General features: G+C 63.4%; 27 protein-coding genes. 10 read left to right on the top strand and 17 right to left on the bottom strand.

Annotation, left to right across the window (positions count from 1 at the left end; translation table 11 throughout):
• Positions 1-45 precede the first annotated feature (45 nt).
• The 5 genes from AC1MBU_RS06485 (at position 46) to AC1MBU_RS06465 (ending at position 5,375) form a co-directional block, all read left to right on the top strand.
• Positions 46-1,323, top strand: coding sequence for a serine/threonine-protein kinase (locus AC1MBU_RS06485; protein ID WP_479789463.1), 1,278 nt, complete (start codon positions 46-48; stop codon positions 1,321-1,323).
• Positions 1,320-1,844 carry a hypothetical protein gene (locus tag AC1MBU_RS06480; protein WP_479789461.1) on the top strand — a complete coding sequence of 175 codons (525 nt, stop codon included), beginning with the start codon at positions 1,320-1,322 and terminating at the stop codon, positions 1,842-1,844. The genes AC1MBU_RS06485 and AC1MBU_RS06480 overlap by 4 nt, the downstream gene beginning before the upstream one ends.
• A gap of 1 nt (position 1,845) precedes the next feature.
• On the top strand, positions 1,846-2,487 hold the full coding sequence (locus AC1MBU_RS06475; protein WP_479789459.1) for an MBL fold metallo-hydrolase: 642 nt from the start codon (positions 1,846-1,848) through the stop codon (positions 2,485-2,487).
• Between the two features lie 112 nt (positions 2,488-2,599).
• Complete coding sequence (locus AC1MBU_RS06470) at positions 2,600-4,039, top strand: APC family permease (protein ID WP_479789457.1); 1,440 nt, start codon at positions 2,600-2,602, stop codon at positions 4,037-4,039.
• Between the two features lie 79 nt (positions 4,040-4,118).
• Positions 4,119-5,375, top strand: a complete 1,257-nt coding sequence (locus tag AC1MBU_RS06465; protein WP_479789455.1) for a phospholipase D-like domain-containing protein — start codon at positions 4,119-4,121, stop codon at positions 5,373-5,375.
• A gap of 6 nt (positions 5,376-5,381) precedes the next feature.
• On the opposite strand, the gene AC1MBU_RS06460 is transcribed toward AC1MBU_RS06465, so the two are convergent.
• The 3 genes from AC1MBU_RS06460 to AC1MBU_RS06450 all read right to left on the bottom strand — a co-directional run bounded on the left by AC1MBU_RS06460 (position 5,382) and on the right by AC1MBU_RS06450 (position 8,799).
• Positions 5,382-6,110: a GntR family transcriptional regulator gene (locus AC1MBU_RS06460; RefSeq protein WP_479789453.1), complete on the bottom strand. Its 729-nt coding sequence runs from the start codon at positions 6,108-6,110 to the stop codon at positions 5,382-5,384.
• Complete coding sequence (locus AC1MBU_RS06455) at positions 6,094-7,842, bottom strand: gamma-glutamyltransferase family protein (RefSeq protein WP_479789451.1); 1,749 nt, start codon at positions 7,840-7,842, stop codon at positions 6,094-6,096. The genes AC1MBU_RS06460 and AC1MBU_RS06455 overlap by 17 nt, the downstream gene beginning before the upstream one ends.
• Positions 7,843-8,061: 219 nt before the next feature.
• Positions 8,062-8,799 carry a GAF and ANTAR domain-containing protein gene (locus AC1MBU_RS06450; protein ID WP_471673061.1) on the bottom strand — a complete coding sequence of 246 codons (738 nt, stop codon included), beginning with the start codon at positions 8,797-8,799 and terminating at the stop codon, positions 8,062-8,064.
• A gap of 131 nt (positions 8,800-8,930) precedes the next feature.
• Here AC1MBU_RS06450 and AC1MBU_RS06445 point away from each other — a divergent pair, with 131 nt between their 5' ends.
• Positions 8,931-9,170 (top strand): hypothetical protein, encoded by a 240-nt coding sequence (locus AC1MBU_RS06445; RefSeq protein ID WP_277358648.1) that lies wholly within the window; start codon positions 8,931-8,933, stop codon positions 9,168-9,170.
• 3 nt (positions 9,171-9,173) lie between these two features.
• On the top strand, positions 9,174-9,461 hold the full coding sequence (locus AC1MBU_RS06440; RefSeq protein WP_277358649.1) for a GNAT family N-acetyltransferase: 288 nt from the start codon (positions 9,174-9,176) through the stop codon (positions 9,459-9,461).
• Positions 9,462-9,465: 4 nt separating this feature from the next.
• Here AC1MBU_RS06440 and AC1MBU_RS06435 read toward each other — a convergent pair whose 3' ends face one another.
• The 6 genes from AC1MBU_RS06435 to AC1MBU_RS06410 all read right to left on the bottom strand — a co-directional run bounded on the left by AC1MBU_RS06435 (position 9,466) and on the right by AC1MBU_RS06410 (position 13,706).
• Positions 9,466-10,089 (bottom strand): DnaJ family domain-containing protein, encoded by a 624-nt coding sequence (locus AC1MBU_RS06435; protein ID WP_479789448.1) that lies wholly within the window; start codon positions 10,087-10,089, stop codon positions 9,466-9,468.
• A 136-nt stretch (positions 10,090-10,225) separates the two neighbouring features.
• Positions 10,226-11,239 carry a GTP pyrophosphokinase gene (locus AC1MBU_RS06430; RefSeq protein ID WP_479789446.1) on the bottom strand — a complete coding sequence of 338 codons (1,014 nt, stop codon included), beginning with the start codon at positions 11,237-11,239 and terminating at the stop codon, positions 10,226-10,228.
• Positions 11,240-11,300: 61 nt separating this feature from the next.
• On the bottom strand, positions 11,301-11,519 hold the full coding sequence (locus AC1MBU_RS06425; protein ID WP_479789444.1) for a hypothetical protein: 219 nt from the start codon (positions 11,517-11,519) through the stop codon (positions 11,301-11,303).
• A complete protein-coding gene (locus AC1MBU_RS06420; RefSeq protein ID WP_479789442.1) occupies positions 11,519-11,983 on the bottom strand; it encodes an IS1096 element passenger TnpR family protein in 465 nt (154 codons plus the stop codon). Before AC1MBU_RS06420 ends, AC1MBU_RS06425 begins: the two co-directional genes overlap by 1 nt.
• Positions 11,889-12,095 (bottom strand): IS1096 element passenger TnpR family protein, encoded by a 207-nt coding sequence (locus tag AC1MBU_RS06415; RefSeq protein WP_479789728.1) that lies wholly within the window; start codon positions 12,093-12,095, stop codon positions 11,889-11,891. The genes AC1MBU_RS06420 and AC1MBU_RS06415 overlap by 95 nt, the downstream gene beginning before the upstream one ends.
• A gap of 342 nt (positions 12,096-12,437) precedes the next feature.
• Positions 12,438-13,706: a GmrSD restriction endonuclease domain-containing protein gene (locus AC1MBU_RS06410; protein ID WP_479789440.1), complete on the bottom strand. Its 1,269-nt coding sequence runs from the start codon at positions 13,704-13,706 to the stop codon at positions 12,438-12,440.
• 240 nt (positions 13,707-13,946) lie between these two features.
• On the opposite strand from AC1MBU_RS06410, the gene AC1MBU_RS06405 reads away from it, so the two are divergent.
• The 3 genes from AC1MBU_RS06405 to AC1MBU_RS06395 all read left to right on the top strand — a co-directional run bounded on the left by AC1MBU_RS06405 (position 13,947) and on the right by AC1MBU_RS06395 (position 15,905).
• Positions 13,947-14,360, top strand: a complete 414-nt coding sequence (locus AC1MBU_RS06405; RefSeq protein ID WP_479789438.1) for an excalibur calcium-binding domain-containing protein — start codon at positions 13,947-13,949, stop codon at positions 14,358-14,360.
• Positions 14,361-14,406: 46 nt separating this feature from the next.
• Entirely contained in the window at positions 14,407-15,186 is a 780-nt protein-coding gene (locus tag AC1MBU_RS06400) for a class F sortase (protein ID WP_277359748.1), read from the top strand.
• A gap of 68 nt (positions 15,187-15,254) precedes the next feature.
• Positions 15,255-15,905 carry an NADPH-dependent F420 reductase gene (locus AC1MBU_RS06395; RefSeq protein WP_479789727.1) on the top strand — a complete coding sequence of 217 codons (651 nt, stop codon included), beginning with the start codon at positions 15,255-15,257 and terminating at the stop codon, positions 15,903-15,905.
• Between the two features lie 18 nt (positions 15,906-15,923).
• On the opposite strand, the gene manD is transcribed toward AC1MBU_RS06395, so the two are convergent.
• The 8 genes from manD to AC1MBU_RS06355 form a co-directional block, all read right to left on the bottom strand.
• Positions 15,924-17,153, bottom strand: a complete 1,230-nt coding sequence (gene manD / locus AC1MBU_RS06390; RefSeq protein ID WP_479789435.1) for a D-mannonate dehydratase ManD — start codon at positions 17,151-17,153, stop codon at positions 15,924-15,926.
• 38 nt (positions 17,154-17,191) lie between these two features.
• On the bottom strand, positions 17,192-18,160 hold the full coding sequence (locus tag AC1MBU_RS06385; RefSeq protein WP_479789433.1) for a sugar kinase: 969 nt from the start codon (positions 18,158-18,160) through the stop codon (positions 17,192-17,194).
• Positions 18,157-18,789 carry a bifunctional 4-hydroxy-2-oxoglutarate aldolase/2-dehydro-3-deoxy-phosphogluconate aldolase gene (locus AC1MBU_RS06380; RefSeq protein ID WP_479789430.1) on the bottom strand — a complete coding sequence of 211 codons (633 nt, stop codon included), beginning with the start codon at positions 18,787-18,789 and terminating at the stop codon, positions 18,157-18,159. Before AC1MBU_RS06380 ends, AC1MBU_RS06385 begins: the two co-directional genes overlap by 4 nt.
• Positions 18,790-18,832: 43 nt before the next feature.
• Complete coding sequence (gene dgoD / locus AC1MBU_RS06375; RefSeq protein WP_479789428.1) at positions 18,833-19,978, bottom strand: galactonate dehydratase; 1,146 nt, start codon at positions 19,976-19,978, stop codon at positions 18,833-18,835.
• Positions 19,968-20,492 (bottom strand): gluconokinase, encoded by a 525-nt coding sequence (locus tag AC1MBU_RS06370; RefSeq protein ID WP_277359754.1) that lies wholly within the window; start codon positions 20,490-20,492, stop codon positions 19,968-19,970. Before AC1MBU_RS06370 ends, dgoD begins: the two co-directional genes overlap by 11 nt.
• A gap of 3 nt (positions 20,493-20,495) precedes the next feature.
• A complete protein-coding gene (locus AC1MBU_RS06365) occupies positions 20,496-21,395 on the bottom strand; it encodes a carbohydrate ABC transporter permease (RefSeq protein WP_346028521.1) in 900 nt (299 codons plus the stop codon).
• Positions 21,392-22,315, bottom strand: a complete 924-nt coding sequence (locus AC1MBU_RS06360; RefSeq protein ID WP_056549054.1) for a carbohydrate ABC transporter permease — start codon at positions 22,313-22,315, stop codon at positions 21,392-21,394. Before AC1MBU_RS06360 ends, AC1MBU_RS06365 begins: the two co-directional genes overlap by 4 nt.
• Before the next feature lie 126 nt (positions 22,316-22,441).
• The gene (locus tag AC1MBU_RS06355) at positions 22,442-23,743 is read right to left on the bottom strand and encodes an ABC transporter substrate-binding protein (protein WP_235563298.1); all 1,302 of its coding nucleotides are present in this window, start codon (positions 23,741-23,743) and stop codon (positions 22,442-22,444) included.
• Positions 23,744-23,814: the final 71 nt, after the last annotated feature.

The following is a 23,814-nucleotide window of genomic DNA, read 5'->3' as shown; positions in this document are numbered from 1 at the left end:
TTTCATGGAAGGACGACGACGGCGGACAATGAGGAGGTGCCTGACATGCAGCTCCCACCTCCGCCCGGCAGAACGCCCGCGGCCGCGCCTTCCGCACGGCCGGTGCCACGGAGGCGCATCGGTGACCCGACGGGCGAAGTGCTGGATGGCCGCTACACCGTCGGTGCCCTGCTTGGCAGCGGTGGGATGGCCGAGGTCCACAGAGGCCACGATCGGGTACTGGACCGGGACGTCGCTATCAAGCTCTTCCATGGTCAGCCGGACGCGCAGCTCTCCGACCGTGAGCGTGTAGAGGCGCAGTTGCTGGCCGGGCTGGATCACCCGGGCCTGGTCAAGGTGCATGATGTCGGAAACTCCCCTATAGCCGGTTGGGTGGTCATGGACCTGATCGATGGCCCGGACCTGCACCGGCTCCTGCGCGACGGCCCGCTGGGACCGGAACAAACGTGGGCTATCGGCCACGACGTTGCCCGGGCACTCGCGTATGTGCACGCGAAAGGAATTACCCACCGGGACGTCAAACCTTCCAATGTGCTGACCCGCGACGCCGAACCGTCATCCGGGCGTTTCGGGTATGTTCTGACGGACTTCGGCATAGCCCGCAGGGTGGACAGCGACCGGCTCACCGCGACCGGCGAGACAATCGGCACTGCAGCGTATTTCAGTCCCGAACAGGCCCGCGGTGAAGCGGTTGACAGTTCGACCGACATCTACGCGCTGGGCCTTGTGCTGCTCGAATGCCTCACCGGGGAACCTGCCTTCGAAGGCCGAGGGCTGGAGACTGCGCTTGCCCGCTTGCACCGCGCCCCCGAAATCCCGGCAACGATCAACCCCGCCTGGCGTGAGCTTATTTCACGCATGACGGCGGAGACCGGAAGCGCGCGGCCAACGGCGGCCGAGGTCGCGAATGCCCTGGCCGCTCAGCGGAACGCTTTACTTGCTGACGCGCGCGCCGCCGCTGCGGATACCGCGGTCGAAGATGCCGGGCCTGCAACCAGAGTCCTTCCCGGCGCAACCCACGGTTCGCCTCCGGTGCAGGATCCGCACTCCACGCGCAGGGCCTTTGTCCTTGGACTGAACGAACACTCAACTCAGCGCCGGGAACCCAACGAAAGACCCCGCGCTTCGGGTAACCGGAAGCCCGCCCCACGGAACCGGCGCTGGTGGGTGGCCGGCGCCGTCGTCGTCGTTCTGGTTCTGGTGGTGCTGGGAGCGGCGCTGGCGGGGCTGTTCAATCAGGCGCCCGCCGTGGAACCTTTGCCGTCAGTTCCCGGTGTTCCCGGCGAGAGACTGTCTGAACTCTACGAAAGTGTGCAGCCATGAGGTCGAAGCGATACATGACTGTCCTCGCGTTGGCCTTGCCGGTGCTTGGAGGATGCGGAGGCGCTGAAGCTCTTGACCCGGGTGCAGCGCAGTCGCTTCAGCAGCAGGTGAGGGAACTTGCCGTTGTTACGCAGGAGGGCAACCTTGAACTTGCGGTGGACCGTGCGGAGGCCCTCAAAGCCGCGGTTCAGCAAGCAGAGGATTCCGGCGCCGTGACACCGGGACGGGCGGAGCGGATCCAACAGAACATCGAGGCCTTCATCAACTCGGTGCAACCAGCCGAGGTCCCTGCGCCAACCGCACCGGCCGTACCTTCCACTGAACCGGCCCCCGTTCCCCCGCCCCCAACTTTTACAGCGCCGGCCAAGGGCCTGTTGGAAGACAGCAGGGATCCCGGAGAGACCCAGACGGACCGCGACAGGGAGCGGGCGGAGGAGGTCGCCGAGGAACTCCAGGAACAAGCCGAGAAGCAGGAGAAGGAAAGACAGAAGCAGGAAGAAGAGAACAGCGGGGAAGACTAGCATGCGCACCATCTCAGGAAACTGCTACCAACTGCAGCGTTCGAAAGGAGCCAACGGCTACCTTGTGCGCACGCCAAGCCACACCGCCCTCGTTGATCCTGGAATGGCCAGCGGGTATGACGCCCTGCTCGGTGAGTTGCGCGATGCTGCTCCCATTGTTGGGCAGGTGACCGACATTCTGCTCACCCATTACGATGCCGACCACGCCCAGACCGCCCGGCGCCTTCAGCATGAACTGGACGCAACGGTATGGCTCGGCGCAGCGGATGCCGCCATTCTGCGCCGGGAAATTGCGCCTCCCACCCGCGTGCGCCGGACGCTTTTCCGCCTGGCTCGGGTTGAACTCCCTGCGACGGTGACCGAGCTCGACGGCGACCGCGAACTTTTCGAGGGCCTCACCACCTTCCCCATTCCCGGTCACACTCCCGGTCAGATGGCCTTTCAGCTCGACGACGTACTGTTCACGGGCGACGCGGTCCGGGTTGAGCGCAACGGGACCATCAAACGCTTTTATAGCGCCCTGAACAGTGATAATCCGCTCGCTGCACGCACTACCGCGGACTTGCAGCGCAGAATCAATGCCGGTGGTGTCAGCTGGGTGTGCCCCGGACATAACCCGCCGGCACGGGTGAACGTTTCCTAGTTGGCAGAAGGCCAGTATCGGTCCGGTACATCGAGGACTAAGCTCATCTCACACTGAAAACTCTCAGTGAACTGCAGGGCCGGTAACCGGTCAGCTGAGAAGGGCGGGACCCATGGCAGAGCGAAGCACGTCCGAGCGTTCAGAGGACGCCTCACTGCTGAAGGTTCTGGGTAACTGGGATGCCCTCGCGCTGGGGTTCGGAGCGATGATCGGATTCGGTTGGGTGGTGCTCACCGGCGGCTGGATCGGATCCGCTGGGACCCTCGGTGCGGTCCTGGCCATGGTGGCAGGCGGCGTCATCATGGGCGTCGTGGGGCTCACCTACGCGGAACTGACTGCCGCCATGCCCAAAGCGGGCGGAGAACACAATTTCCTCCTCCGCGGCATGGGTCCCCGCTGGTCATTCATCGGATCCTGGGCAATCACCGGCGGGTACGTCACCATTGTGGCGTTCGAGGCTGTGGCGCTTCCCCGCACCGCTCTCTACCTTTTTCCCGGCCTGAACCAGGTGCCGCTCTGGGAGATCGCGGGAAGCCAGGTGCACCTGACCTGGGCGCTTGTGGGCGCGATTGCCGCCGTCGTCATCACGTTCATCAACATCCGCGGTGTGAAACTTGCCGGTGTAGCCCAAACCTTTGTGGTGCTCTTTCTCCTGATCATCGGTGCGGTCCTTGTGCTCGGGTCCTTCACCGGCGGATCCACAGAAAATATGCAGCCGCTCTTCACCGGCGGATCGGCGGGGTTCTTCGCTGTCCTGGTGGTGGTGCCGTTCCTGTTCGTCGGGTTCGACGTGATTCCGCAATCCGCAGAGGAAGTGAAGATCCCCGCCCGCCAGATCGGCCGGCTGGTTGTCATCGCCGTGATACTCGCAACCATCTGGTATGTCATGACTATCCTGACGACGTCGTCAGCCATGCCTGCTGGAGAAATCGCGCAGGCGGACATCGCCACTGCGGATGCGATGGGCGCCCTCTTCGGGAGCGATTTGATGGCCAAGGTGCTGATCGCCGGTGGAATCGCCGGAATTCTGACCTCCTGGAACTCGCTGCTGCTGGGGGCATCCCGGTTGATGTATTCCATGGCACGCTCAGGAATGCTGCCGGGCTGGTTCGGGAAGCTGCACCCGACCTACCGGACACCGGCGAACGCACTGCTGTTCATCGGTGCCCTGTCCTTCCTCGCGCCCTTCTTCGGAGAGGCGATGCTGGTCTGGCTGGTTGACTCGGGTGCGCCCAGCATCGTGATCGCCTACACCCTGGTCGCCGTAGTTTTCCTGATTCTTCGCCTGAAGGAACCTGCAATGGAACGACCGCTGCGGGTCGGTGGTGTTGGTAACAGCGGCCAGGCGATTGGGATCGCAGCAGTGGTGCTGTGCCTGGCCCTCCTCAGCCTGTACCTTCCCGGAATGCCTGCGGCTCTGACTCCCCCGCCGTGGATACTGTTCGGGCTGTGGTGGGTGCTTGGCCTGTTCTTCCTTCTTCGTATCCCGCGTGGCATCAAACCCGGTGAAGATGCGGAGCACCGGCTGCTGGCGGCCCTGAACAAGCGCTAGCAGCGAGGGCGTCCGTCAAGCCACCGGCAGCCCGCCCCGCTTCGCCCGGCAGGCTCCTGCGGCCACTAGGCTTGAGCCCATGCGCACCTTCCGCCGCCTTCAATTGTTTGCCCTTACCCGTTCGCTGGTTGCGCGGGCGGCCATGGCGTTCGCCGCCGTGCAGGCGCTGGTCATCGCCGCCATCGTGATTATTGATGCAGTGGAAAAGAAGCTGCGCAGCAAGCGTCCGGGCTTTCCGCACCCCGGAACATTTGAATCAGAAGTGGCGGGATCGAAAACCGCCGTCATTACCTACGGGCATGACCTGTACGAGGACATGCTGGCCTCTATCCGGAACGCCCGGCACACCATCATGCTGGAGACCTACATCTGGAAGGGCGACGCCATTGGACGCCAGTTCAAGGACGCGCTGAATGAAGCGGCGGCCCGTGGTGTGAAGGTGTACGTAATCTATGACGGGTTCGCCAACCTCGTTGTTCCGTTCACGTTCTACCGGTTCCACCCGAATGTGCAGGTCTTCCGGTTCCCGGTACTGCGCCCGTCGATCGTCTTCACGAATATCCGGGGTACAGGCTTCGATCACCGCAAAATCATGGTGGTGGATGATTCCATCGGGTACGTCGGAGGCTACAACATCGGGTCGCTATACGCCTCGAAGTGGCGTGACACGCACCTGAAAATCGAAGGAAGGTCCGTCTGGGAGTTGCGCCAGGCGTTTGTCGCTTTCTGGAATTCCGCTCCGACACAGCGCCATCGCGCGTTGGAGGAAACCAGTGCGGAGTTCTGGGAACCGCGTCTGCGCGCGGTCAACAACATTCCGGCCAACCTCGTTTTCCCGATCCGCGGGGTCTATCTGGACGCCATCAATCGCGCCCACAGCCACATCTACATGACCACGGCCTACTTCATCCCTGACCGGCAGATCCTTGAGGCGCTCCTGCGCGCCAGTAAACGCGGGGTGGATGTCCGGGTCATTCTGCCGGAGGACTCCAACCATGTGGTCTCCGACTGGCTGTCCCGCGGGTTCTACTCGGCACTGCTGCGCGACGGCGTGAAGATCCTCCTGTACCAGAACGCGATGATTCACGCGAAGACCGCAACTGCGGACGGCGAATGGTCCACGGTCGGAACCGCCAACATCGACCGGTTGAGCTTGACCGGTAATTACGAAATCAATATCGAACTGTTCGATGAAAAGCTCGCCTCCACCATGGAGCGAATCTTCGAGATTGACAGCAGCAATTGCCGGGAACTCTCACTCGAGGAATGGGAAGGCCGCCATATCGTGGCACGCGTCAGCGAAGCGATCCTCGCTCCTCTGCGGCCATTCCTCTAGCATGCATCACGGAGCAAAGGTGGGCCCGGGAGATAGAGCCGAGTTTTTATCGACGCAGAAGCGGTCCAGGTACCCGACTTTGGACTGATGCACGTGATCGGCCATCAGCTGCTGTGCATCCGCGGAGTTGCCGGAGTCGATCGCCGCAAGAATGCTCCTGTGCTCGCTCCAGGACTCCTTGCCGCGGTGGTCGACGTCCGTTGCGTAGAGCCATTCGGTCTTGCCTGCGATCTGGCGCAGCAGCGCCGTCAGCGAGGCGCTGCCGCTCAATTCCGCCACACCCAGGTGGAACCGGATGTTGAGTTCGGGCAGAAGTTCGAGCCGGTTCTGCGCGACGGCGGCATCCCCCTCATCGAGCACTGCTGCCAGTGCTTTCCGGGCCTGCCACCACTCAACGCTGGGCGCACCTGAATCGAACTGCGCAGCAGCCCGGTGCGCTGCGCGCCGAGCCGTCGCTGACTCTAGCGCTTCGCGGACAAAAAACAGGTCCTCGGCGTCGTCAGCCGGGATCTTCGACACTGTGGAGCCGGCATAGGGCTTGGACTCGACGAAACCCTCGGCCTCCAACGTGCGGAGCGCTTCCCGTACCGGAACCCGCGAGATCCCATACTTGCTGGCGAGCGCTGCCTCAGTCACGCGGGTGCCCGGCGGCAACGCGCCGAAGATGATATCCCTCCGGATTTCGTCCTGAATTCGCTGCTTCGGTGCGGCGTCTTCGCTATCGGCCGGCTGCATAGCCCTGCGCTCCGCGCGGGTTGGCCGCAGCCATCAAAACTCCGGTCGCCGGGTCGCTGACAACAGCGGACAGCCGGCCGAGCGCCCACTCTCCAGCACGGGTGACGACGTGACCGCGTTGTTCCAGGTCGGCGATGACCTCCTCACCCAGCCGGTCTTCGACCACGGCGCCGCCAGGCTCCCAGGTGCGTGGGAAGAATGAGCCGGGTATCGACGTCGTATGCAGGGACGGCGCGTCGATGGCCTGCTGCGGTGAGTAGGCGCCGACAATCGTGCGCAGGATATAGACCAGCTGCCACTGGTCCTGCTGGTCGCCGCCGGGCGAGCCGAGTGCAACAACGGGCTTGCCGTCTTTGAGGATCAAGGTTGGTGTCAGCGTGGTGCGCGGCCGCTTTCCCGGCTCCAACGAGGACGGTGCGCCCTCCTCGAGCCAGGTCATCTGCAGTCGGGATCCCAGGCAGAATCCTAGTTCGGGGATGGTAGGAGATGATTGCAGCCAGCCGCCCGACGGCGTCGCCGAAATCATGTTCCCCCACTGGTCAACCACGTCGATGTGGCAGGTGTCGCCGCGTGTCTCGCCGTCGCGGGAGACTGTGGGCTCCCCTACCCCCGCGAAGCCGTCCTTACCCGTGAGCGCCGGCGGGGTGTATTCCGTCCGCAGCGGCGGTGTGAACGGCGTATGCCCGGGGACAGTCCCGGGGCGGAACTCGGTGGAAGCCTGATCGGTGATAAGCGCCCTGCGCTCGGCTGCATATTCTTCGGATAGCAGGTATTCCATCGGCACGTCGGAATCACCGTAGTATGCCTCGCGGTCTGCGATGGCCAGCTTCTGCGCTTCCAGGATGGTGTGCGCGCCGAGGGCTGTGGACGGGTCCAGGTGATCGTCCCCGAATCCGTTCAGGATGGCGAGGGTCTGCAGCAGGGCCGGACCCTGGCCCCAGGGCCCGGTCTTGGCAATGGTGTAGCCGCGGAAGTCGAGAGTGGTGGGCTCCTCGTAGCCGGCCTGGAAGTTCGCGAAGTCCTCAAGGCTCATCACTCCCGCGTGATCCTGACCCGACGAGTGGCGGTGCGGTGTACTGATGAAGTCGACTGCAGCCCGGGCGACGAAACCTTCGCTCCACTCGCGCCGAGCGGCGTCGATGCGTTCCTCGCGGGAGCCTGCACCGCTCCCTGCAGCAATGAGTCGGTCAAGGACTGAGGCGTAAGCCTCGTTTTTCACGATGTCCCCTTCTGCCGGGATCTTCCCTTCCGGCATCCAGAGCGCTGCGGAAGTGGGCCAGTGTTCGGTGAAAAGCTCCTTGACGGCGTTGATCGTTGCACCGACCCTGCCCAGCACCGGGTGCCCGTGACGGGCGTAGCGGCAGGCGAAAGCCAGGACGTCGGCAAGTTCCCAGCTGCCATGGTCCCGGAGCAGCAGGAACCAGGCGTCGACGGCGGCCGGGACGGCGGCTGCGAGCGCTCCGGCGCCTGGAACCAGCTCGAGTCCTTCGGAGAGGTAGTGCTCCCGGGTTGCACCGGCGGGAGCCGGTCCCTGTCCCATCAGGACCACGGGCTTTGAGGGGTCTTCCGCGGTGGCGAAGACGCCGGTCATGTCGCCGCCGGGACCGTTGAGGTGCGGTTCAACGACATGGAGCACGAAAGCTCCGGCGACAGCAGCATCGAAAGCATTGCCGCCGCGTTCCAGGACGGCCTGCGCAGATGCCGTTGCCAGCCAATGCGTTGAGGCGCTCATGCCGAAGTTGCCTTGGAGCGTGGGGCGGGTGGTGAAGGAATCCGGGGCGACAAAAGCGGGCATCGTTGTCCGTTCGGGGAGGCGTTATTGTGTAGTTTCGTATACAAACTATCGTGTCGACCGACCTTCGTATACCTTTTTGGGGAACCGCGGTTGCTGGCGGGAACAGCCTGCCGGTGCTGAGGCCGCGTCCCGCGGCGAAGAACCGGCTACGGTGTCCTAGGCCTCAAAGTGGGTGGTTGCGCTCGCGTTGTTCACCGACTCGACAACAGCCGCAGCAACCGCATGAAGCTTCACGTTTCGTGCGTTGGAGGCGGCTTTCAAAATATTCACCGCTTCATCCTGGCTGCAGCGGTTCTGGCCCATAATGATGCCCACTGCAAGGTCTATGGTGGTGCGGTTCTCCATTGCGACACTCATGTGCTGACTGTGCTCCATTAAAGTGGCCACCCGGACAGCTATCTGCAGTGAACGGGAAGCCCTGCGCGCGAACTGCTCTGCGGCGTCGATGCTTTCGGCATTGAACGCGAGCGGTTCACGGCAATACAGATCCAGGCCTGCATTGGCGTCGCCCTCAAGGAGGATCGGCACTCCGAGCGCTGAGCGGATGCCATGCCCCGCAACAGCTCCCGTGTACTCGCCAAAACGTTCCTCTTCCTTGAAGTCCTGAACAACGACCGTGGTGTGCTCACGCGCCGCGCGCAAACAGGGGCCGTCATCGAAGGCGTATTGGACCTCGTCCATGTTGCGGGCTTCCGCGCTGCTGCTGGCCACCGTCGCCGCGCGCTTCGGGCGCAGGAGGGTTACGGCCGAGTACATCGTCTTACCGGTGATCTCCCCGAGTTCACGAGCGGCGATCTTCACCATCCCATCAAGAAATTCGTCGATCTGCGCGCTCTCCAGCACGAGGTCCTGCAGCTCGCCGCGGATCGAATTTTCCTCAACTTCACCCGTCACGTTCAAACCCGCCTCTACTCAATGGTGATGCACCTGCACGATAGCAGGACGGCTCGGGGGGGGTTGTGGGGCTGAATGGACACCCGTAGCCTGAATTCAATAAACAGTCTACTTACTATCGGAGGCCGGTTGTGAAGATCAGCGATGTCACCTGGAACGAACAGGCCCGGGAGAAAATTCTTGTCGATGCGGACAAAGCACTACAGGAAGCGGTGAAGGAGGCGGCGGCTGCGCACTCCGGCGGTGACCGGGATCAGGTGTACAAGTTCCTGTTCGAGAAGCTGCAGCCCCAGTTCGTTGACTTCGAGCCGGGGCCGGACCTCAGCGAATACGCGGACGCGATTGCCAACGGCGAGTTCAACGAGGAGTAGCTCATGGCTGCTGAGGTGCAGGTAGAGAATAATTCCGACGCCGGGAAATATGAGGTCACTCTCGACGGCAAACCGGCCGGTTTCGCGGCGTACCGCCTCCAGGACCAGCAGGTCATTTTCACCCACACCGAGGTGGATTCGGCCTTCGAGGGTCACGGACTCGGAAGCGCCCTCGCACGGTTTGCCCTGGACGATGTCCGGGAACGCGGGTTACACGCCGTGCCCCGCTGCCCGTTCATCGCCGCGTACATTGAGCGGCATCCCGAGTATCAGGACCTGGTGGCCAGCTGAGAAGCTAACGACGACGGCGCCACCACGGTGAACGCTTCGCTGCCTTCTGTTGGGCTGCTTCCCGATCAACCCCTCCCTTTTGCGCGGCCGTTTCGTTCTGCTCAACCTGCGTATGGCGTGCTGCTCGACGTTCACGCCAGCGTTCAATTTCCTGCTCAACGTCCCGCATCCTGGTCACCACGGGCGGTCCACCCAGGAGCTGTCTGCGGGCATCAACGACCTGCCGGTTGAAGTCCTCGAGTAGCTCGCGGACCTTGCTCTCCATGTACTGCTGATCCAGCTTTCCGTCGAGTTCAGCGTCCTCTGTGCGCAGGCGAAACGGCGCGGGTGCAAGGCCGGAAAGCTGCTCCCTCTCGATCAATCCTTTGACCCACCAGTCTGGGTCAAGGGTTGTGCCGAGACCCGGAATCGGCTTGCCGGCGTACTTCAGATTGTCGAAATCACCGCGCGCGGTTGCCTGCCGGATCTCGAAATCCGCCTTGGCAGCGAAGTCCGTGATCGGCGCTTGCTCTTCTTCGTCGTCGTCGACCTGCTCGATGGCCTCCGCGCCGCTGCTTCCGGAGCGGCGCGCGGACCGATATTCCGAAACGCGCTGCATGCGTCTGGTGCGTTCATTTCTGTCGTTCATCGTCACCCGCTTCCGCTGCTTCCCTTCAAGTATTCCGGCAGTGCGGAATGCGGGGCAAGCCGCCGGAGCCGCGGCTCCTGCCCTTAGTACGGACTGGGCTGGCGCGGCGCAGGTAACTTCATCCGGCTTCGGCCCCTCAGTCTCGGAGCTTCCTGAGACGGTAGGTCAGTTTGGCGCGTCTGTTGCGGTCATGGCCCAGGGCTTGCGTCTTTTCGATGTGCGCCTGGCCGTAGCGGACAAGCAGCAGGTCATCGGCGGCGCGGACGTGACCAGGAGCGAACTTGTACTGAACTTTGCGGGAAATGGCATCCCAATCGGCGGAGGCGACCAGTTCGGAGGCTTGCTGTACCGTTGTGACGCCGTGAATTTCAAGCAGTTCGCGTAACCACTCGTACTGTTCGACGCGGCTTCGCGGATTGCTTGGCAGCGCCTGTTCGAGAATGCTTTCGAGGGCCTCACCCGTGAGGGCCACCGGAAGGAGCAGGACCGCTTCGCCGGGGTTGGCTTTTTCGGCGGCGACCACACTGCTGATGGTGCTGAACTGGTTATCGGCCAGTTCGATCAGACCGGACGCCAGGGTGAACGCCCGGTTGACCTCAGGAGGCACCGGGCCTGCGCTCTTGTAGCGGATGTCATGCTCAAACTCCGCCCAGGCGTGCTGCAGGATGGTCCGGAACTGCACCTCAAAGCGTTCGCCGATGTGATTGCGGCACCCGTTCGGTGCGGTTGCCTCACTGACTCTGAGCACGAGGTGCTGACCCGAGTAGCCGAACTCCCCCTTTTCCCGCTGTTCGGCGGTCTTGTCGACGTGGGCAATGACGTCGAAGGAGTTGCGAAGCGCAGTCATTGCCCTCTCCACGTCGAGCTGAAGGAAGGTGATGACCCGGATGCCGATGATGTCATCGATGCCGCGCAACCCGTCCGCGTACTTCAGGTTTCCATCCGGATTACAGCGCCTCAGTTTCTGCTCCAGGGACTGGTGATCCTTCACCCGGTATTCGATCGCGTGATAGTTGAGGCCGTCGTCGTCGAGGCGGGCGGCGATGGCATCCTGGATAGCGTTGGCGGCTGCACGCTTCTCGTGCTGGGACGAAGCATATTCCTCGAGCCACTGTTCGATGAGCCGGTCATGGGTGAGATCCGGGTCCATACGCCTCCCTACGCTGCGCCGGGTGAACCCAAGCTACTCCCTTTACCGGCTCACCATCACGTCAGGACGGGCGACCATGTTGCTTTCGCTGAATTTCGATCAGGAATTCCCGGCCGGCATCGGTCACCTTTTTGTCTCCGGATAGAACGTCTTCGAACTTCGCCGGAACGTTCAGGCACTCCAGCGTCCGAATGACATCACGCACCAGAGCCCGCCCTTCCTTTTCGGTGATGGGACCATCGTCGTAAGCGAAGCCGCGGGCTGTCAGGATTTTGGCCATTATTTTTCCGCGCAGGTCATAGGACGCTGCAGAAGCCACTGGACAGGATGGACGACGGCGGCAATCACCTCGGGTGACATCGCCGGGCGCCAGAAGAACCTTGCGAGCTCCGTGAGCTGCTGATTAATCGCCTTCACGTCGACGTGTGCCGCATCAAACGCGGTTGCGGCCTCCCCCGACACTGACTCCAACCAATCGACGGCATCGGCGGAGTCCTGCTGCTGACCCTTCAGCGCCTCGATCAGCTTGTAGTAGCCGTGGATGCCGCCGCAATCCTCTACCGGACCTCTCCTATTGGCCGCAATGCACTCGAGGTGGGCAGGCAGCACCGGATCGTTGCCGACGACGGTGACGAGATGGTCCCAGGCATCACCGAAATCGTACTCGTACGCCAACTTGGCGCCCGTCCATCCTGCAATGGCAGCCAGCTCTGTCCCGGGATGCGTCGTCAGTGCCGAGCTCATCTGCCGATTCCGCCGGGGTGAAGTCTCGTTGGCCCCGGAAGGTGTGGCTCACAGAGAACTGGTAGAGGTGACGATCCTGCCAGCCGAAAGCTGTCTGAATGACCGGGTGCAGGTCGCTCAGGAGGATGCTGGCGGGGACGGACAGGGTTCGTTCGATCGGTGGCGACGATTATCAATCACAATATGCAGGTGCAAGCCGGGTACGCGGTCGGTCATAGCTGTGATCCTCTCATCCGCGCCGGAGGTCTTCCCGCTTCCGGACGACGCGTGGCTCACTCTTCACGAACGAGGACGACGACGGCAATTACGCGTGAGTTGTGCGCGGGGCGGTGACGGGGTGCTTTCAAAAATGTGCATGCGTTGCATGTTTTGCATGCAGTGCATGCACTGCATGCACGTTTTGGGAGACGCCCACCTCTCCGACAGTCGGACGAGCCAAACGGCGCAGTGCCGCTTATTCGCAGCCGACGCCGTCGCCGTTTCGGTCGAGGTGAGCAGCGTACCCCGGCTGCCACGCGTAGACGGGGGCAGCGCCGGCGGCTCGGGCTGCATCACAGTTCTTGTAGTACACGTTCGCCGGCGCAGGGGCGGGTGCCGGCGCCGGGGCTGGCGCGGGCGCGGGTGCTGGGACCGCCTGCTCGACAGCCGGTTCCGGCTCAGGGGTAGGTGTGGGCGAAAGCTCGTTGGTAGGCGCCATGGTGTCTGCGCAATCCGACAGAACCCGCGCCATTGCGTCATGCTCGGCCTGCGTGACCCACAGGTTGTAGGTTGCCTTCACGGAGATTTGACGGGCGACGTATTCGCAGCGGTAGCCGCGGTTCGGCGGAAGCCAGGTTGCGGCGTCGCCCGCGCCCTTCTGTGCGTTGGTCGGGCCGTCCGTGGACTGCAGGTTCAGCGGGTCATTCGCGAAGGCAACCCGCTGTTCGTAGGTAAGTTGCTGGGCACCCTTCTGCCAGGCATCAGCGAGCGCAACCATGTGATCGATCTGCACGTCAATGCTGGTCTCCTGCCCGCGGAGGAAGGGGATAGTGGTTCCGGTATAGGGGTCATCAAGGGTTCCGGAACGGACTTTGCAGGGAACGGAGTTCGCGTGCACGATGTCGCGAAGGTCCCGGTTGAGCATGTCGTTGCGGGTGTCGCAGCCATTGCGGTCGACATCGAGCCAGGCCTGACCAAACTCATCCCGGTCATAACCCGTCTTCGGTGCGCGCCCCTTGATCGGCAGCGTCTCAAGCAGCGCGAGCGCCTTAACGCCATATTGGGGCTGATCGCTGGGAGCATTCGGGTCTCCTTGAGCGTCGACAACGGTGTCCCCGTCTATCGGCGCAACATCGGGACTCGGCGTAGGTGAGGGCTTCGGCGTGGGAGATTTGGTTGGCTCCGGCGTCGCAGTCTGTGACGGTTCAACAGTGGCGGTCTCGGTTTGCTCGGCCAAGGCCGCGGGAACCGTATCCTCCGCGGAGGGCGTGATGGACCCGCCGACCAGGAGCGCAACAACGCTTGCCGCCGCGACGATGAATCCTGCCTTGCGGCCAGCGAGCCGTGCCCAGGAGCTGCGCCCCGTGAGCACCGTGTAGAGCCCGGTGAGGAGCGCAAGTAGACCAGCCATGACGAGAGCTCCCCCAATTCCGCCGATGATCAGACCGATGACCAGAAGAAACAGACCGAATCCCGCAACAATGAGCGTCGATGCCTTTGCCTTGCTCCTCGTCCGCGTCTGCATACGGGCAGGATTTTGAGCAGGAGGTAGCGCAGGAAGATTCAAGAGAGCCCCAAAAGTACGAGTAATGGTTGAACAGTGAGTGACGGTTCAACCATCGTATCGGCGACCGAATATCACACCGGGCTGAATTAGCGCAGTCCTCGGGAAAAAAATGTGGATAACCTTGACGACTCATAAGCTGGCTGTCTAATCTCGTGTGATCCGCGTCTCATCACTCGCGGATCAACATGAGGGGAAACAATGAAGAAATCAACAGCAGGTCTTGCAGTTGCAGCAACGGCCGGGTTTGTCGCCCTGTCAGCGACGCCGGCGTCGGCGGTGACTCTCCCGTTCCAGAATTGCTCCGAGGCGGCGTCCGTCGGGGTCTACAACATACCGATCAACACGCCCGGCTACGCGCCCCGGTTGGACGCGGACAGTGACGGATTCGGCTGTGACGCTGCCGGTACGCCACCCTATGACGCGAGTATCGTTGTGGGCCTGATGGGTCAGCAGGGCACTACCCAGCAGGTTACGCAGATGCCCACAGGCGGCGCAGCCACCGGTGTCGAAGTGACGCAAACCGATAACACCGCGGCTCTTGCGCTGGGCGGCGGACTTGTCCTCGCCTTGGCAGCGGGTGGAACGTACGTGGTCCGTCGTCGCGCGGCATAGGGAGCAAGTCGTCGAAAGCGTCGAGTGATCGGATACTTTCCTACAGATGACTAGCCGATTCCGGGACCGTTGCGGGAGCCTCCTGGCTGCTGCAACGGTCCCACTGCTGCTCCTCACGGGTTGTGCTTCACCGAACCCGTCCGACGCCGTCGGGGCCCAGCCAACTTTCACGGTAGCGGCGCCGTCGTCCCTTCCGGCGGAAGGCCCGACAACCGCGCCCGGGCCTCCTCCCACAAATTCGGAGGCGCTCACTGAACCGGCGCCGGCGAGTCCCGCCGCATCGGGTGTGCCCGCGGAGAATGCATCACCCGCAGCACCCGCGCCTGCACCAGCGCCCGTTGATGCAACTCCACAGGTATTCGGCCGTTCGTTGCCGGTGTCGCTCTCGATGCCCACGCACGGAGTCAAGTCGGGCCTGCTGCACCTGGGGCTTCAACCGAACGGGTCTCTCGAGGTGCCTCCGGGCCATCCTGGGGCGCCCGCATCGTGGTACCGGAACTCTCCCACACCGGGCGAAACCGGGCCGTCAATCTTTCTCGGGCACGTGAACGCCAGCGATGGCGGGCCCGGAGTCTTCGCCTGGATCAAGCAGCTGAATCCGGGCGACACCATTGAGATTGCACGCGAGGACGGCACCGTGGCGACATTCGCCGTCGAACGCGGTGAGCAGTATTCGAAGGACGCTTTCCCAACGCAGGCTGTCTACGGAAATACCGAAGGTCCTGAGCTCCGCCTCATCACGTGTGACGGCTACGATCCCGCTACCGGCACGTTCAATGACAACTACGTCGTGTACGCGAAACTCATTCCCCAGGGTTCCTCCTGAAGGTCCATGGAAGACCGCTAAGGGAATACTCGCCTCACAGATCGGTTGTACTCGCCATGGAAAATAACCTGACAACCATCGGCTTCATCGGTAGCGGCAACATCGGCTCACAACTTGCCCGTCTTGCCATCCAAAACGGATACGGCGTTGTGATGAGCAACTCGCGGGGGCCGGAGACGCTGATCGACCTCATCGACGAGCTGGGCGACCGCGCCCGGGCGGCAACGCCGGAGGAGGCAGCGGAAGCGGGGGACGTCGTCGTCGTGAGCGTTCCTCTCAAGGCGATCGATGCGGTGCCGGCTGCCCAGCTCAAGGGCAAGACGGTAATCGACACCAACAACTACTACCCGGAGCGGGACGGGAACATTCAAGAACTCGACGACGAATCGACCACCACCAGCGAACTCCTCCAGCAGCGCCTACCGGACGCGCATATCGTCAAGGCGTTTAACAATATCTACGCCGCTCACCTCACCAGCAAGGCAACCGCACCGGGCACGCCAGGCCGCCGGGCGCTCCCCATCGCCGGGAATGACGACGACGCGAAGCAGACGGTTGCGTCGCTGATCGACCAGTTCGGGTTCGATGTAGTCGACGCCGGTCCCCTCGCTGAAGGATGGCGGTTCCAGCGGGATACACCGGTGTACGGGCCGGAATTCGACGCCGACCAGGTACGCGAAGGACTTCCCCAGGCGAAGCGCTACGCGGAGATGGACTGACGCCGGGGCGTTCTTCCGTCACCAGTCGTGGATTGTGCCGTCCTTCAGCCGGTTGAACGGCAGGTACGCGGGTTCGTAGGGGTGGGCAGCCGCGGCCTCGAGGTTCAGTTCGACGCCGAGGCCCGGCTTATCCCCCGGGTGCAGGTAGCCGTCCACAAAGGTGAAGGACTGCTCGAATACCTCGTTGGTGAGGTCCCCATGCCGCATGTACTCCTGAATACCGAAGTTGTGAATGGCAAGGTCGAGGTGCAGCGCGGCCGCCATGCCCACCGGTGAGATATCGGTGGGCCCATGGATGCCGGACTTGATCTGGTACTGCGCCGCGTAGTCGAGGATCTTCTTCATGGCGCTGATGCCGCCGGTATGCGTCACTGCGGAACGCACGTAGTCGATCAGCTGTTCGCGGATCAGCGTCTGGTAATCCCACACAGTATTGAACACTTCGCCGATGGCCAGCGGCGTGGTGGTGTGCTGGCGCACCAGACGCAGTGCGTCCTGGTTCTCGGCAGGGGTGCAGTCCTCGAGCCAGAACAGGTCATACGGTTCCAGTGACTTTCCGAGGCGGGCCGCCTGGATCGGCGTCATCCGGTGGTGCCCGTCGTGGAGCAGCGGCAATTCGGGGCCGAACTCGTTGCGGACGGCCTCGAAAACGGTGGGGATGTGGCGCAGGTAGGCCCTCGAATCCCAGTCCTCCTCCGCGGGCAGCGCCGCCCTCTGCGCGGGCTCGTAGTCGTAGCGGACGCCGCCGGCTGTGGGCTGGGCGGCCACACCGTAGACCGCGTTGATGCCCGGCACCGCGGTCTGGATGCGGATGGATTTGTAGCCTAGTTCCAGGTGTTCGCGGACGGAGTCCAGAATCTCGCGGATGTCGCGGCCGCTTGCGTGGCCATAGGCGCGCACGGCTGTGCGGCTTGCACCGCCCAGCAACTGGTAGAGCGGCATACCGGCCGCTTTTGCCTTGATATCCCAGAGCGCGACGTCGACGGCGGCAATAGCGGCCATGGTCACCGGTCCCCGCCGCCAGTAGGCACCGCGGTAGAGGAACTGCCAGGTGTCCTCAATCCGGTGCGCATCCCGTCCGATCAGCAACGGGACCACGTGGTGCTCAAGGTAAGCCGAAACGGCCAGTTCGCGACCATTGAGCGTAGCGTCGCCGAGGCCGGTGATTCCCTCCTCGGTGGTGATCTTCAGCGTGACGAAATTGCGGTCGGGGCTGGAGACGATCACTTCTGCGCTACGGATCTTCACGGATAATTCCTTCTGCTGTGGAGCGGATGGTGGAGTAACTAACGGATGGTGGTTCCGGCGGAACTGATCAGGGAAAGTTCGTTCCGTGCCGGGAGGTTTTCCCAGTCGCCGGTTGCAGCGACGGCGAAGGCACCGAGGGTGACACCGCGGTGCAGTCGCTCTTCCAGCGTTTCCCAGTCGAGCACTGCGGAGAGGTAGCCGGCCGTGAACGCATCGCCTGCGCCGACGGTGTCCACTACCGGGACCTTGATCGCATCGCAGTGGCAGGCGCCGTCCGCTGTGTAGGCCGTGGCTCCCTCAGCTCCGCGCTTGATGATGACGTCCCGAACGCCGCGAGCGTGCAACCCGTCCACCAGCTCGGCCTCAGGCGCATGGGCGGAGGAACTACCCAGGAGATCGATCTCGTCTTCGGAAGCGATGACGATGTCCGCGATCCCGGCCAGCACGCTTAGAGCCTCCGCTGCATCCTCCCGGTCCCACAGCTTGGCACGATAATTCACGTCAAAACTGACGGTGATTCCCCGTTCCCGTGCGGTTTCCGCAGCCTGCAGGGCTGCCTTTGACGCACTCGCGGAGAGCGCCGGGGTGATGCCCGTGAAATGGAAAATCGACGGCTCTGCGTCCAGGGCCGGTGCGAGGTCTTCAAAACTGAGCGCAGAGCCGGCCGAACCTGCGCGGTAATAGGCAGCCCGGGACACATCGGCAATCCGCTTTTCGAGCAGCATCAGTCCGGTGGGCCGGTGCGCATCATGAACGACGGCGTCGGTCAGCACTCCCTCTGCGCACAGGGTGCGCAGGGCGAACTTTCCGACCTCGTCCTTGCCGAGCCTGCCGACCCAGCGCACGCTGTGGCCCAGGCGCGCCAGACCGATGGCGACGTTCGATTCCGCTCCGCCGAGGGACATGGACATCGCTCCCCCGTGCCGCAGCAGGCCTGCGGCGCGGATCGACCCCATGGTCTCGCCGAAGGTGAGGACCTGGGCCTTCGGAAGCGGTTCCCCGCTCATCCGGCTGCTCCGGCTCCGAGCCGCAGGAATTCCTGTGCGCGCCGCCGAAGGGCGTCCAGATCCCCGCCGCCGGCGGCGTCGCCGATCAACGGCGATCCGACTCCCACGGCGACGGCGCCGCGAGCGAGGTATTCCGCCGCCGCTTCAGCACTCACGCCGCCCACTGGAATGAACGGGATATTGGGGAAGGGATCGCGAAGCGCCGAGAGATACGCCGGACCGCCGAAGGAGGCGGGGAACAGCTTGATGGCAGTGGCGCCCCGGTCCATTGCCGAGAACGCTTCCGTTGGAGTCATAGCGCCGGCGAGGACCGGCAACCCGAGGAGCACGCCGGCGTCCACGGCTGCGGTGACAGCAGGCGTGACGAGGAACTGCCCGCCGGCGTCCGCGACGCGGGCCGCGTCCTCCCCCGTCAGCACGGTTCCGGCACCCACCGCCGCACGATCGCCCACTTCGCGACGGACCGCCGCGATGACCTCGATCGCCTCCGGAGTGTTGAGCGAAACCTCCAGGTACGTGATCCCTTCCTCCACGAGTGCGACGGCGGTGCGCACCGAAGCGGTACGCTCGCTCCCCCGAATAATCGCCAGGAGGCGCGCCCGCTTCAGTCCGTCCAGAAGGCTCGTCATGGTCTTCTCCTTATCTCAGTGGAATCCAGCGGCGCAGTCGCGCTCACCACTCGGCGTACGCGCCGTCGTCGTGCCTCCACACCGGCGAGCGCCAGTTGTGGCCGGTCTTGTCCGCTATCCGGACCGCCGACTCATCAATCTCGATACCGAGCCCCGGGGCAGTCAGCCGCTCAACGTACCCGTCAACGAACTTCAGCGGCGTCTTGTCCAGCACGTAATCCAGCACTTCGGCGCCCTGGTTGTAGTGAATGCCGATGCTCTGTTCCTGGATTAGGAAGTTCGGCGTCGCGAAGCCGACCTGCAGGCAGGCCGCGAGCGCGAGCGGCCCAAGCGGACAGTGCGGGGCGAGCTGCACATCGAAGACCTCCGCGAGCGAGGCGATTTTCCGCACCTCTGTGATCCCACCGGCGTGGGAAAGGTCCGGTTGCGCAACAGCGATGCCTGCCTGCAGCACCGGGAGGAACTCCTGCCGGTTGTACAGCCGTTCTCCGGTGGCCACCGGGATGGTGGTCGAGCGGGTGAGCCCGCCAATCAGGTGTGAGTTCTCCGGCACCGTGGGTTCCTCAAGGAAGAACGGGTGCAACGGTTCCAGCAGCGGTGCAATCCGGCGGGTGTCCGCAAGGGTGAACCGGCCATGGAAATCGACGGCGACGTCGCGGTGCGGACCAAGCACGTCACGCGCGGCAGCAACCCGCTCCACCACCTCGTTGATCGCGGCCACGCTTCCGAGCGCTTTCATCCGCCCGCTCGCGTTCATCTTCACCGCGGTGAGGCCGACGGAAAGCTGGGCTTCGACGGCGTCAGCGATTTCCGCGGGCTCATCCCCACCGATCCACCCATACATCCGGATCCGGTCACGGACATGCCCGCCGAGCAGCTGGTGCACCGGAACGCCGAGCGACTTCCCGTGGATATCCCACAGCGCCTGGTCGAGACCGGCAACCGCGCTGGCGAGGATCGCACCTCCCCGGTAGAACGAGCCCTTGGTCATGACCTGCCAGAGGTCCTCGATGCGCAGTGGATCCTGCCCGATCAGCAGCTCGGATAGCTGCTCGACGGCGGTGCGCACCGTCTCGGAGCGGCCCTCCACCACCGGCTCGCCCCACCCCACGATGCCGTCATCGGTTTCCACCCGGACAAAGAGCCAGCGCGGCGGGACGAGGAAGGTTTCGATTCTGCTAATGCGCATGGACGGTGCTTTCGGTAAGGCGGGCGCAGACGCGGTCAACAATTGCGTCCGGTGAAAGGGCGAGGTCGACGGTCAACCCGCGTTCGCCGTCGGACAGGGGTTCGAGGGTGTTGTACTGCGAGTCCAGCAGCGACGGCGGCATGTACTCGTGCTCGCGGGCGGTAAGCCGCGCCGCGACCAGTTCCCGTGCTCCGTAGGGATGCAGGACGAACAGGTGCGGCGCGTGCCCGCGCAGCAGGTCGCGGTAGGACCGCTTCAGTGCTGAACAGGCGACGACGACGCCGGCTTCCGTGCCGCGTGCCAGCTCCTCGCCGACATCGTGGAGCCAGGGCAGCCGGTTCTCGTCAGTCAGTGGAGTTCCCGCAGCCATAAGTTGCTTGTTCTGCTCCGGGTGGAGGTCATCGCCGTCGACAAAGCGCGCGCCGAGCCGCGCTGCGAGGAGGGCCCCGAGCGTACTTTTACCAGAGCCCTGCACCCCCATGACCACAATCGGCGGGGTTGGTTGCTGCGCCATGGCCTAGCCCTTGGTGGCACCGGCGGTGAGGCCGGAGACGATGTACTTTTGAGTGAACAGGGCAATGACCATGATGGGGATGGTGACCACCACGGAGGCCGCCATGAGGCCTCCCCAGTCGATGCTTGCGTAGGCCACGAAGTTGAAGATCGCCACCGGCAGGGTCTTGGTGTCAGCTCCGGAAAGCACCAGGGCGAACATGAAGTTGTTCCAGGAGAAGATGAACGCCAGGATGCTCGCCGTGGCGATTCCCGCCATCGAGAGCGGAAGGGTGACCCGCAGGAACGCACCGATATGGGTCAGTCCGTCCACACGTGCGGCTTCTTCCAGTTCCAGCGGCATGGAGTCGTAGTAGGACATCAGGATGTAGACGATCAGCGGCAGCGCGACGAACATGTGGGAGAGGATGAGGACGCTGTACCCGCCCACCATCGACATGTTGGAGAACACGTAGTACCAGGGCACCAGCAGGCTGACGCCCGGAATGATGCGGGCCATGAGCACCACCAGGGCCGAGCGGCGCATCGCAAACCGGCTCATCGAGTAGGCCGCCGGGACACCGATGATCAAGGACAGCGCGGTGGAGGCGAAGGCCACCCAGAAGCTGTTGAAGACGAAGGACAGGTAGTTGTTCCTGCCCAGCACCGTCTCGTAGTTCGCTGTGGTGGGTTCGAAGATGAGCGTCTTGCTGGCGTCGTAGATGTCGACGTTGGTCTTCAGCGAGGCGAGCAGCATCCATGCCAGCGGGGCGAGGAAGGACACCACGATGACGATCAGCGCGACGACGCGGAAGATCTTATATGCGCGGCTCTTGAATGGCTTCCTCCGGCGTGGCTGCTGCGGCGGGCGGGCAGCCGTTTCAGCGCCGGGGCGGAGCATCTTGGGGGTTACGACGCTGCTCATTTCTGGACGTCCTTCCGGCGGCGGGTCAGAACCCACATGCAACCAATGATGATGAGGAAGAAGATGATGAGGACGGTGGAAGACAACCCGTAGTCGTTGTAGTCGAAGCTGAGCCCGTAGGCGTAGACGTTGAGCGTCTCGACCTCGTGAAAGGACCCGCCGCCGCGTCCCTTGGTGGCGTACAGCAGGTCGAACGTCTTCAGGGCGTCGATGCTGCGCAGGAGGATGGCCACAATGATGGTGGGCATCATGAGCGGAACCGTGATGAATTTGAAGCGCTGCCAGGCGTTGGCACCGTCAATGCGAGCGGCCTCGTCAGGTTCCTCCGAAAGCGAGGTCAGCCCGGCCAGCAGGATGATGACCACCATGGGGGTCCACTGCCAGATGTCGATGAAAATGACGGTGGCCAGCGCGGTGTCCTGTCCCGAGAGCCAGGGTTGGGCTGGAATGCCGAACCAGGCGAGGGCCTGGTTGGCGAAGCCGATGTTCGGGTCGAAGATCAGCCGCCACATCATGCCGACTGCAACAGGGGTGGCTACCAGCGGCAGAAGAATCGCGACGCGCACCCACTTTTCGCCCTTGAACGGACGCCAGAGCAGGAGCGCGATGCACATGCCGAGGACCATCTGAACGAGCAGGGCTGCACCGGTAAAGATGAAGGTCCGGGCTACCGCGGGCCAGAAGCGCTCGGTGTCAGTGAGGACTTCGGCGTAGTTGGCGAAACCGATGAATTCCGATTCGGCGCGCACCGAACCCGATGCGTCGGTAAGGCTGAGGTAGAGGGTCCACGCGAGCGGGAAGATGATGAGGATGGCAACAAAGGCCATGGCCGGTGCTGCGAAAAGCCACTTCCGGTGGTCGTTGGCCCAGTCGGAGTAGGCCTTCCACGCGGATTTTTGCGGCAGGGAGGCGACGGTCATTGTCCACGTCCTTGGGGATGAAAGGAAAAGTCTTCAAAGCGGCGGCCGGGCCGCGCTGTCAGGTGGTGCCGCCGTCGTGCCCGGGGTTTGGACCCGGGCACGACGGCGGGTGATTCAGGAAATCAGTTACTCGCGTTCGTCATCGAGGAACTGCTGGAACGCTTCGTCTGCCGAGTCGGCAGCCGCGTCCACCTCGCCACCGGTGATTCCGACGACGATCGGGTCGCCGACGATCTCGCGGGCTTCACCGACATTGATGACCAGCGGGCGGTCGTGGCCTACGCCGTTCTCGGCGCTGACCTCGATGGCTGCTGCCAGATCCTCAGGGTAGGTCGCGGTACCTTCAGGGTTTGACCAGACCGACTTGCGGGGGCCCGGAACGCCTTCCTTCTGAATCTGCAGGACCATGTCCTTGCTGGTGGCCCACTCGACGAACTTCCAGGCGTTGTCCTGGTTCTTCGATGCTTCATTGATGCCGAGGCCCCACGAAGGAACGTTGTAGGGCTTCGAGCCGGCGGGGCCGGCGGGCATCGGCGCGAAGCCGACCTTGTCCGCAACCTGCGAGTTGGCCGGGTCAGTGGCGTTCTGGTAGAGGCTGTCAGCCTCGGTGTAGAACGCGGCACCACCCTGGGTGAAGATGGCCATTGCCTCGGGCCAGCTCATGTCGGTGCTGACATTCTCCGGTCCGTATTCGTTGATCATGCGGCCGTAGTAGGCGTAGGCCTCTTTGGCTTCGGGGCTGGCGACGGCGGAGTTACCCTCATCATCGATGAAGTCGCCGCCGAAGCCGTACAGGAAGCTGGAGAACTGGGTGACGGCCGGGGACTTGCCGGTACGGGCAACGAAGCCTGCGACGTCGGGGTTCTCTTCGTTGATTTTCTTGGCAGCGGCCTCAAGCTCCTCGAGGGTCTGCGGAACTTCCAGGCCGGCCTGCTCCAGGAGGTCGGTGCGGTAATAGAGCACCTCACGCTCGGTGATGGTGGGGACACCGACAACCTTGTCTTCGAACGTGGTGGAATCCACCGGGCCCTGCTGGAAGTCGGACCACTCCCACTCAGGGTTGGACTGCACGCGGTCAGTCAGGTCCGCGAGGTAGCCGTTCTGGGCGAACAGCTTGCCCTCCTGGAGGGGGCGGTACATCATGACGTCGATTTCGTCAGTACCGGCATTGAGCTGAACGTTGTACTGGGCTGAGAGCTGATCCTCACCCAACTGGGTGACCTCGACCGTCAGTCCGGTCTCTTCCTCGAACTCGGGGATGGCCTCGATGATCTGCTCGGTCCAGACGTGGTTGGCGAGAGTGACCCGCAGGGTGTCCGAACCCGCCTCCGCGTCTCCGCCGCTGCCGCCGCAGGCGGCCAGTGATCCGCCGGCGAACATTGCGATTGCTGCCGTAATACCGGCTTTTCGCAGGATTGTGCGCTGCACTGTGTCTCCACTTCTCTTCATTGAGGGACGTCCGCTGTACGCGGGCTGGAGTAGATGCTGAAACATCTGCT

It is taken from the genome of Arthrobacter sp. PTI12, assembly GCF_056679915.1.
Note: the sequence above shows the minus strand (reverse complement) of the source record. Positions and strands in the feature narration are given on the sequence as shown.

Excerpts from the sequence above, each read along its gene's own strand:
- AC1MBU_RS06485 (WP_479789463.1), top strand. The coding sequence starts at position 46 with ATGCAGCTCCCACCTCCGCCCGGCAGAACGCCCGCGGCCGCGCCTTCC.
- AC1MBU_RS06480 (WP_479789461.1), top strand. The coding sequence starts at position 1,320 with ATGAGGTCGAAGCGATACATGACTGTCCTCGCGTTGGCCTTGCCGGTG.
- AC1MBU_RS06475 (WP_479789459.1), top strand. The coding sequence starts at position 1,846 with ATGCGCACCATCTCAGGAAACTGCTACCAACTGCAGCGTTCGAAAGGA.
- AC1MBU_RS06470 (WP_479789457.1), top strand. The coding sequence starts at position 2,600 with ATGGCAGAGCGAAGCACGTCCGAGCGTTCAGAGGACGCCTCACTGCTG.
- AC1MBU_RS06465 (WP_479789455.1), top strand. The coding sequence starts at position 4,119 with ATGCGCACCTTCCGCCGCCTTCAATTGTTTGCCCTTACCCGTTCGCTG.
- AC1MBU_RS06460 (WP_479789453.1), bottom strand. The coding sequence starts at position 6,110 with ATGCAGCCGGCCGATAGCGAAGACGCCGCACCGAAGCAGCGAATTCAG.
- AC1MBU_RS06455 (WP_479789451.1), bottom strand. The coding sequence starts at position 7,842 with ATGAGCGCCTCAACGCATTGGCTGGCAACGGCATCTGCGCAGGCCGTC.
- AC1MBU_RS06440 (WP_277358649.1), top strand. The coding sequence starts at position 9,174 with ATGGCTGCTGAGGTGCAGGTAGAGAATAATTCCGACGCCGGGAAATAT.
- AC1MBU_RS06435 (WP_479789448.1), bottom strand. The coding sequence starts at position 10,089 with ATGAACGACAGAAATGAACGCACCAGACGCATGCAGCGCGTTTCGGAA.
- AC1MBU_RS06430 (WP_479789446.1), bottom strand. The coding sequence starts at position 11,239 with ATGGACCCGGATCTCACCCATGACCGGCTCATCGAACAGTGGCTCGAG.
- AC1MBU_RS06425 (WP_479789444.1), bottom strand. The coding sequence starts at position 11,519 with ATGGCCAAAATCCTGACAGCCCGCGGCTTCGCTTACGACGATGGTCCC.
- AC1MBU_RS06420 (WP_479789442.1), bottom strand. The coding sequence starts at position 11,983 with ATGAGCTCGGCACTGACGACGCATCCCGGGACAGAGCTGGCTGCCATT.
- AC1MBU_RS06410 (WP_479789440.1), bottom strand. The coding sequence starts at position 13,706 with ATGCAGACGCGGACGAGGAGCAAGGCAAAGGCATCGACGCTCATTGTT.
- AC1MBU_RS06405 (WP_479789438.1), top strand. The coding sequence starts at position 13,947 with ATGAAGAAATCAACAGCAGGTCTTGCAGTTGCAGCAACGGCCGGGTTT.
- AC1MBU_RS06400 (WP_277359748.1), top strand. The coding sequence starts at position 14,407 with ATGACTAGCCGATTCCGGGACCGTTGCGGGAGCCTCCTGGCTGCTGCA.
- AC1MBU_RS06385 (WP_479789433.1), bottom strand. The coding sequence starts at position 18,160 with ATGAGCGGGGAACCGCTTCCGAAGGCCCAGGTCCTCACCTTCGGCGAG.
- AC1MBU_RS06380 (WP_479789430.1), bottom strand. The coding sequence starts at position 18,789 with ATGACGAGCCTTCTGGACGGACTGAAGCGGGCGCGCCTCCTGGCGATT.
- dgoD (WP_479789428.1), bottom strand. The coding sequence starts at position 19,978 with ATGCGCATTAGCAGAATCGAAACCTTCCTCGTCCCGCCGCGCTGGCTC.
- AC1MBU_RS06370 (WP_277359754.1), bottom strand. The coding sequence starts at position 20,492 with ATGGCGCAGCAACCAACCCCGCCGATTGTGGTCATGGGGGTGCAGGGC.
- AC1MBU_RS06365 (WP_346028521.1), bottom strand. The coding sequence starts at position 21,395 with ATGAGCAGCGTCGTAACCCCCAAGATGCTCCGCCCCGGCGCTGAAACG.
- AC1MBU_RS06360 (WP_056549054.1), bottom strand. The coding sequence starts at position 22,315 with ATGACCGTCGCCTCCCTGCCGCAAAAATCCGCGTGGAAGGCCTACTCC.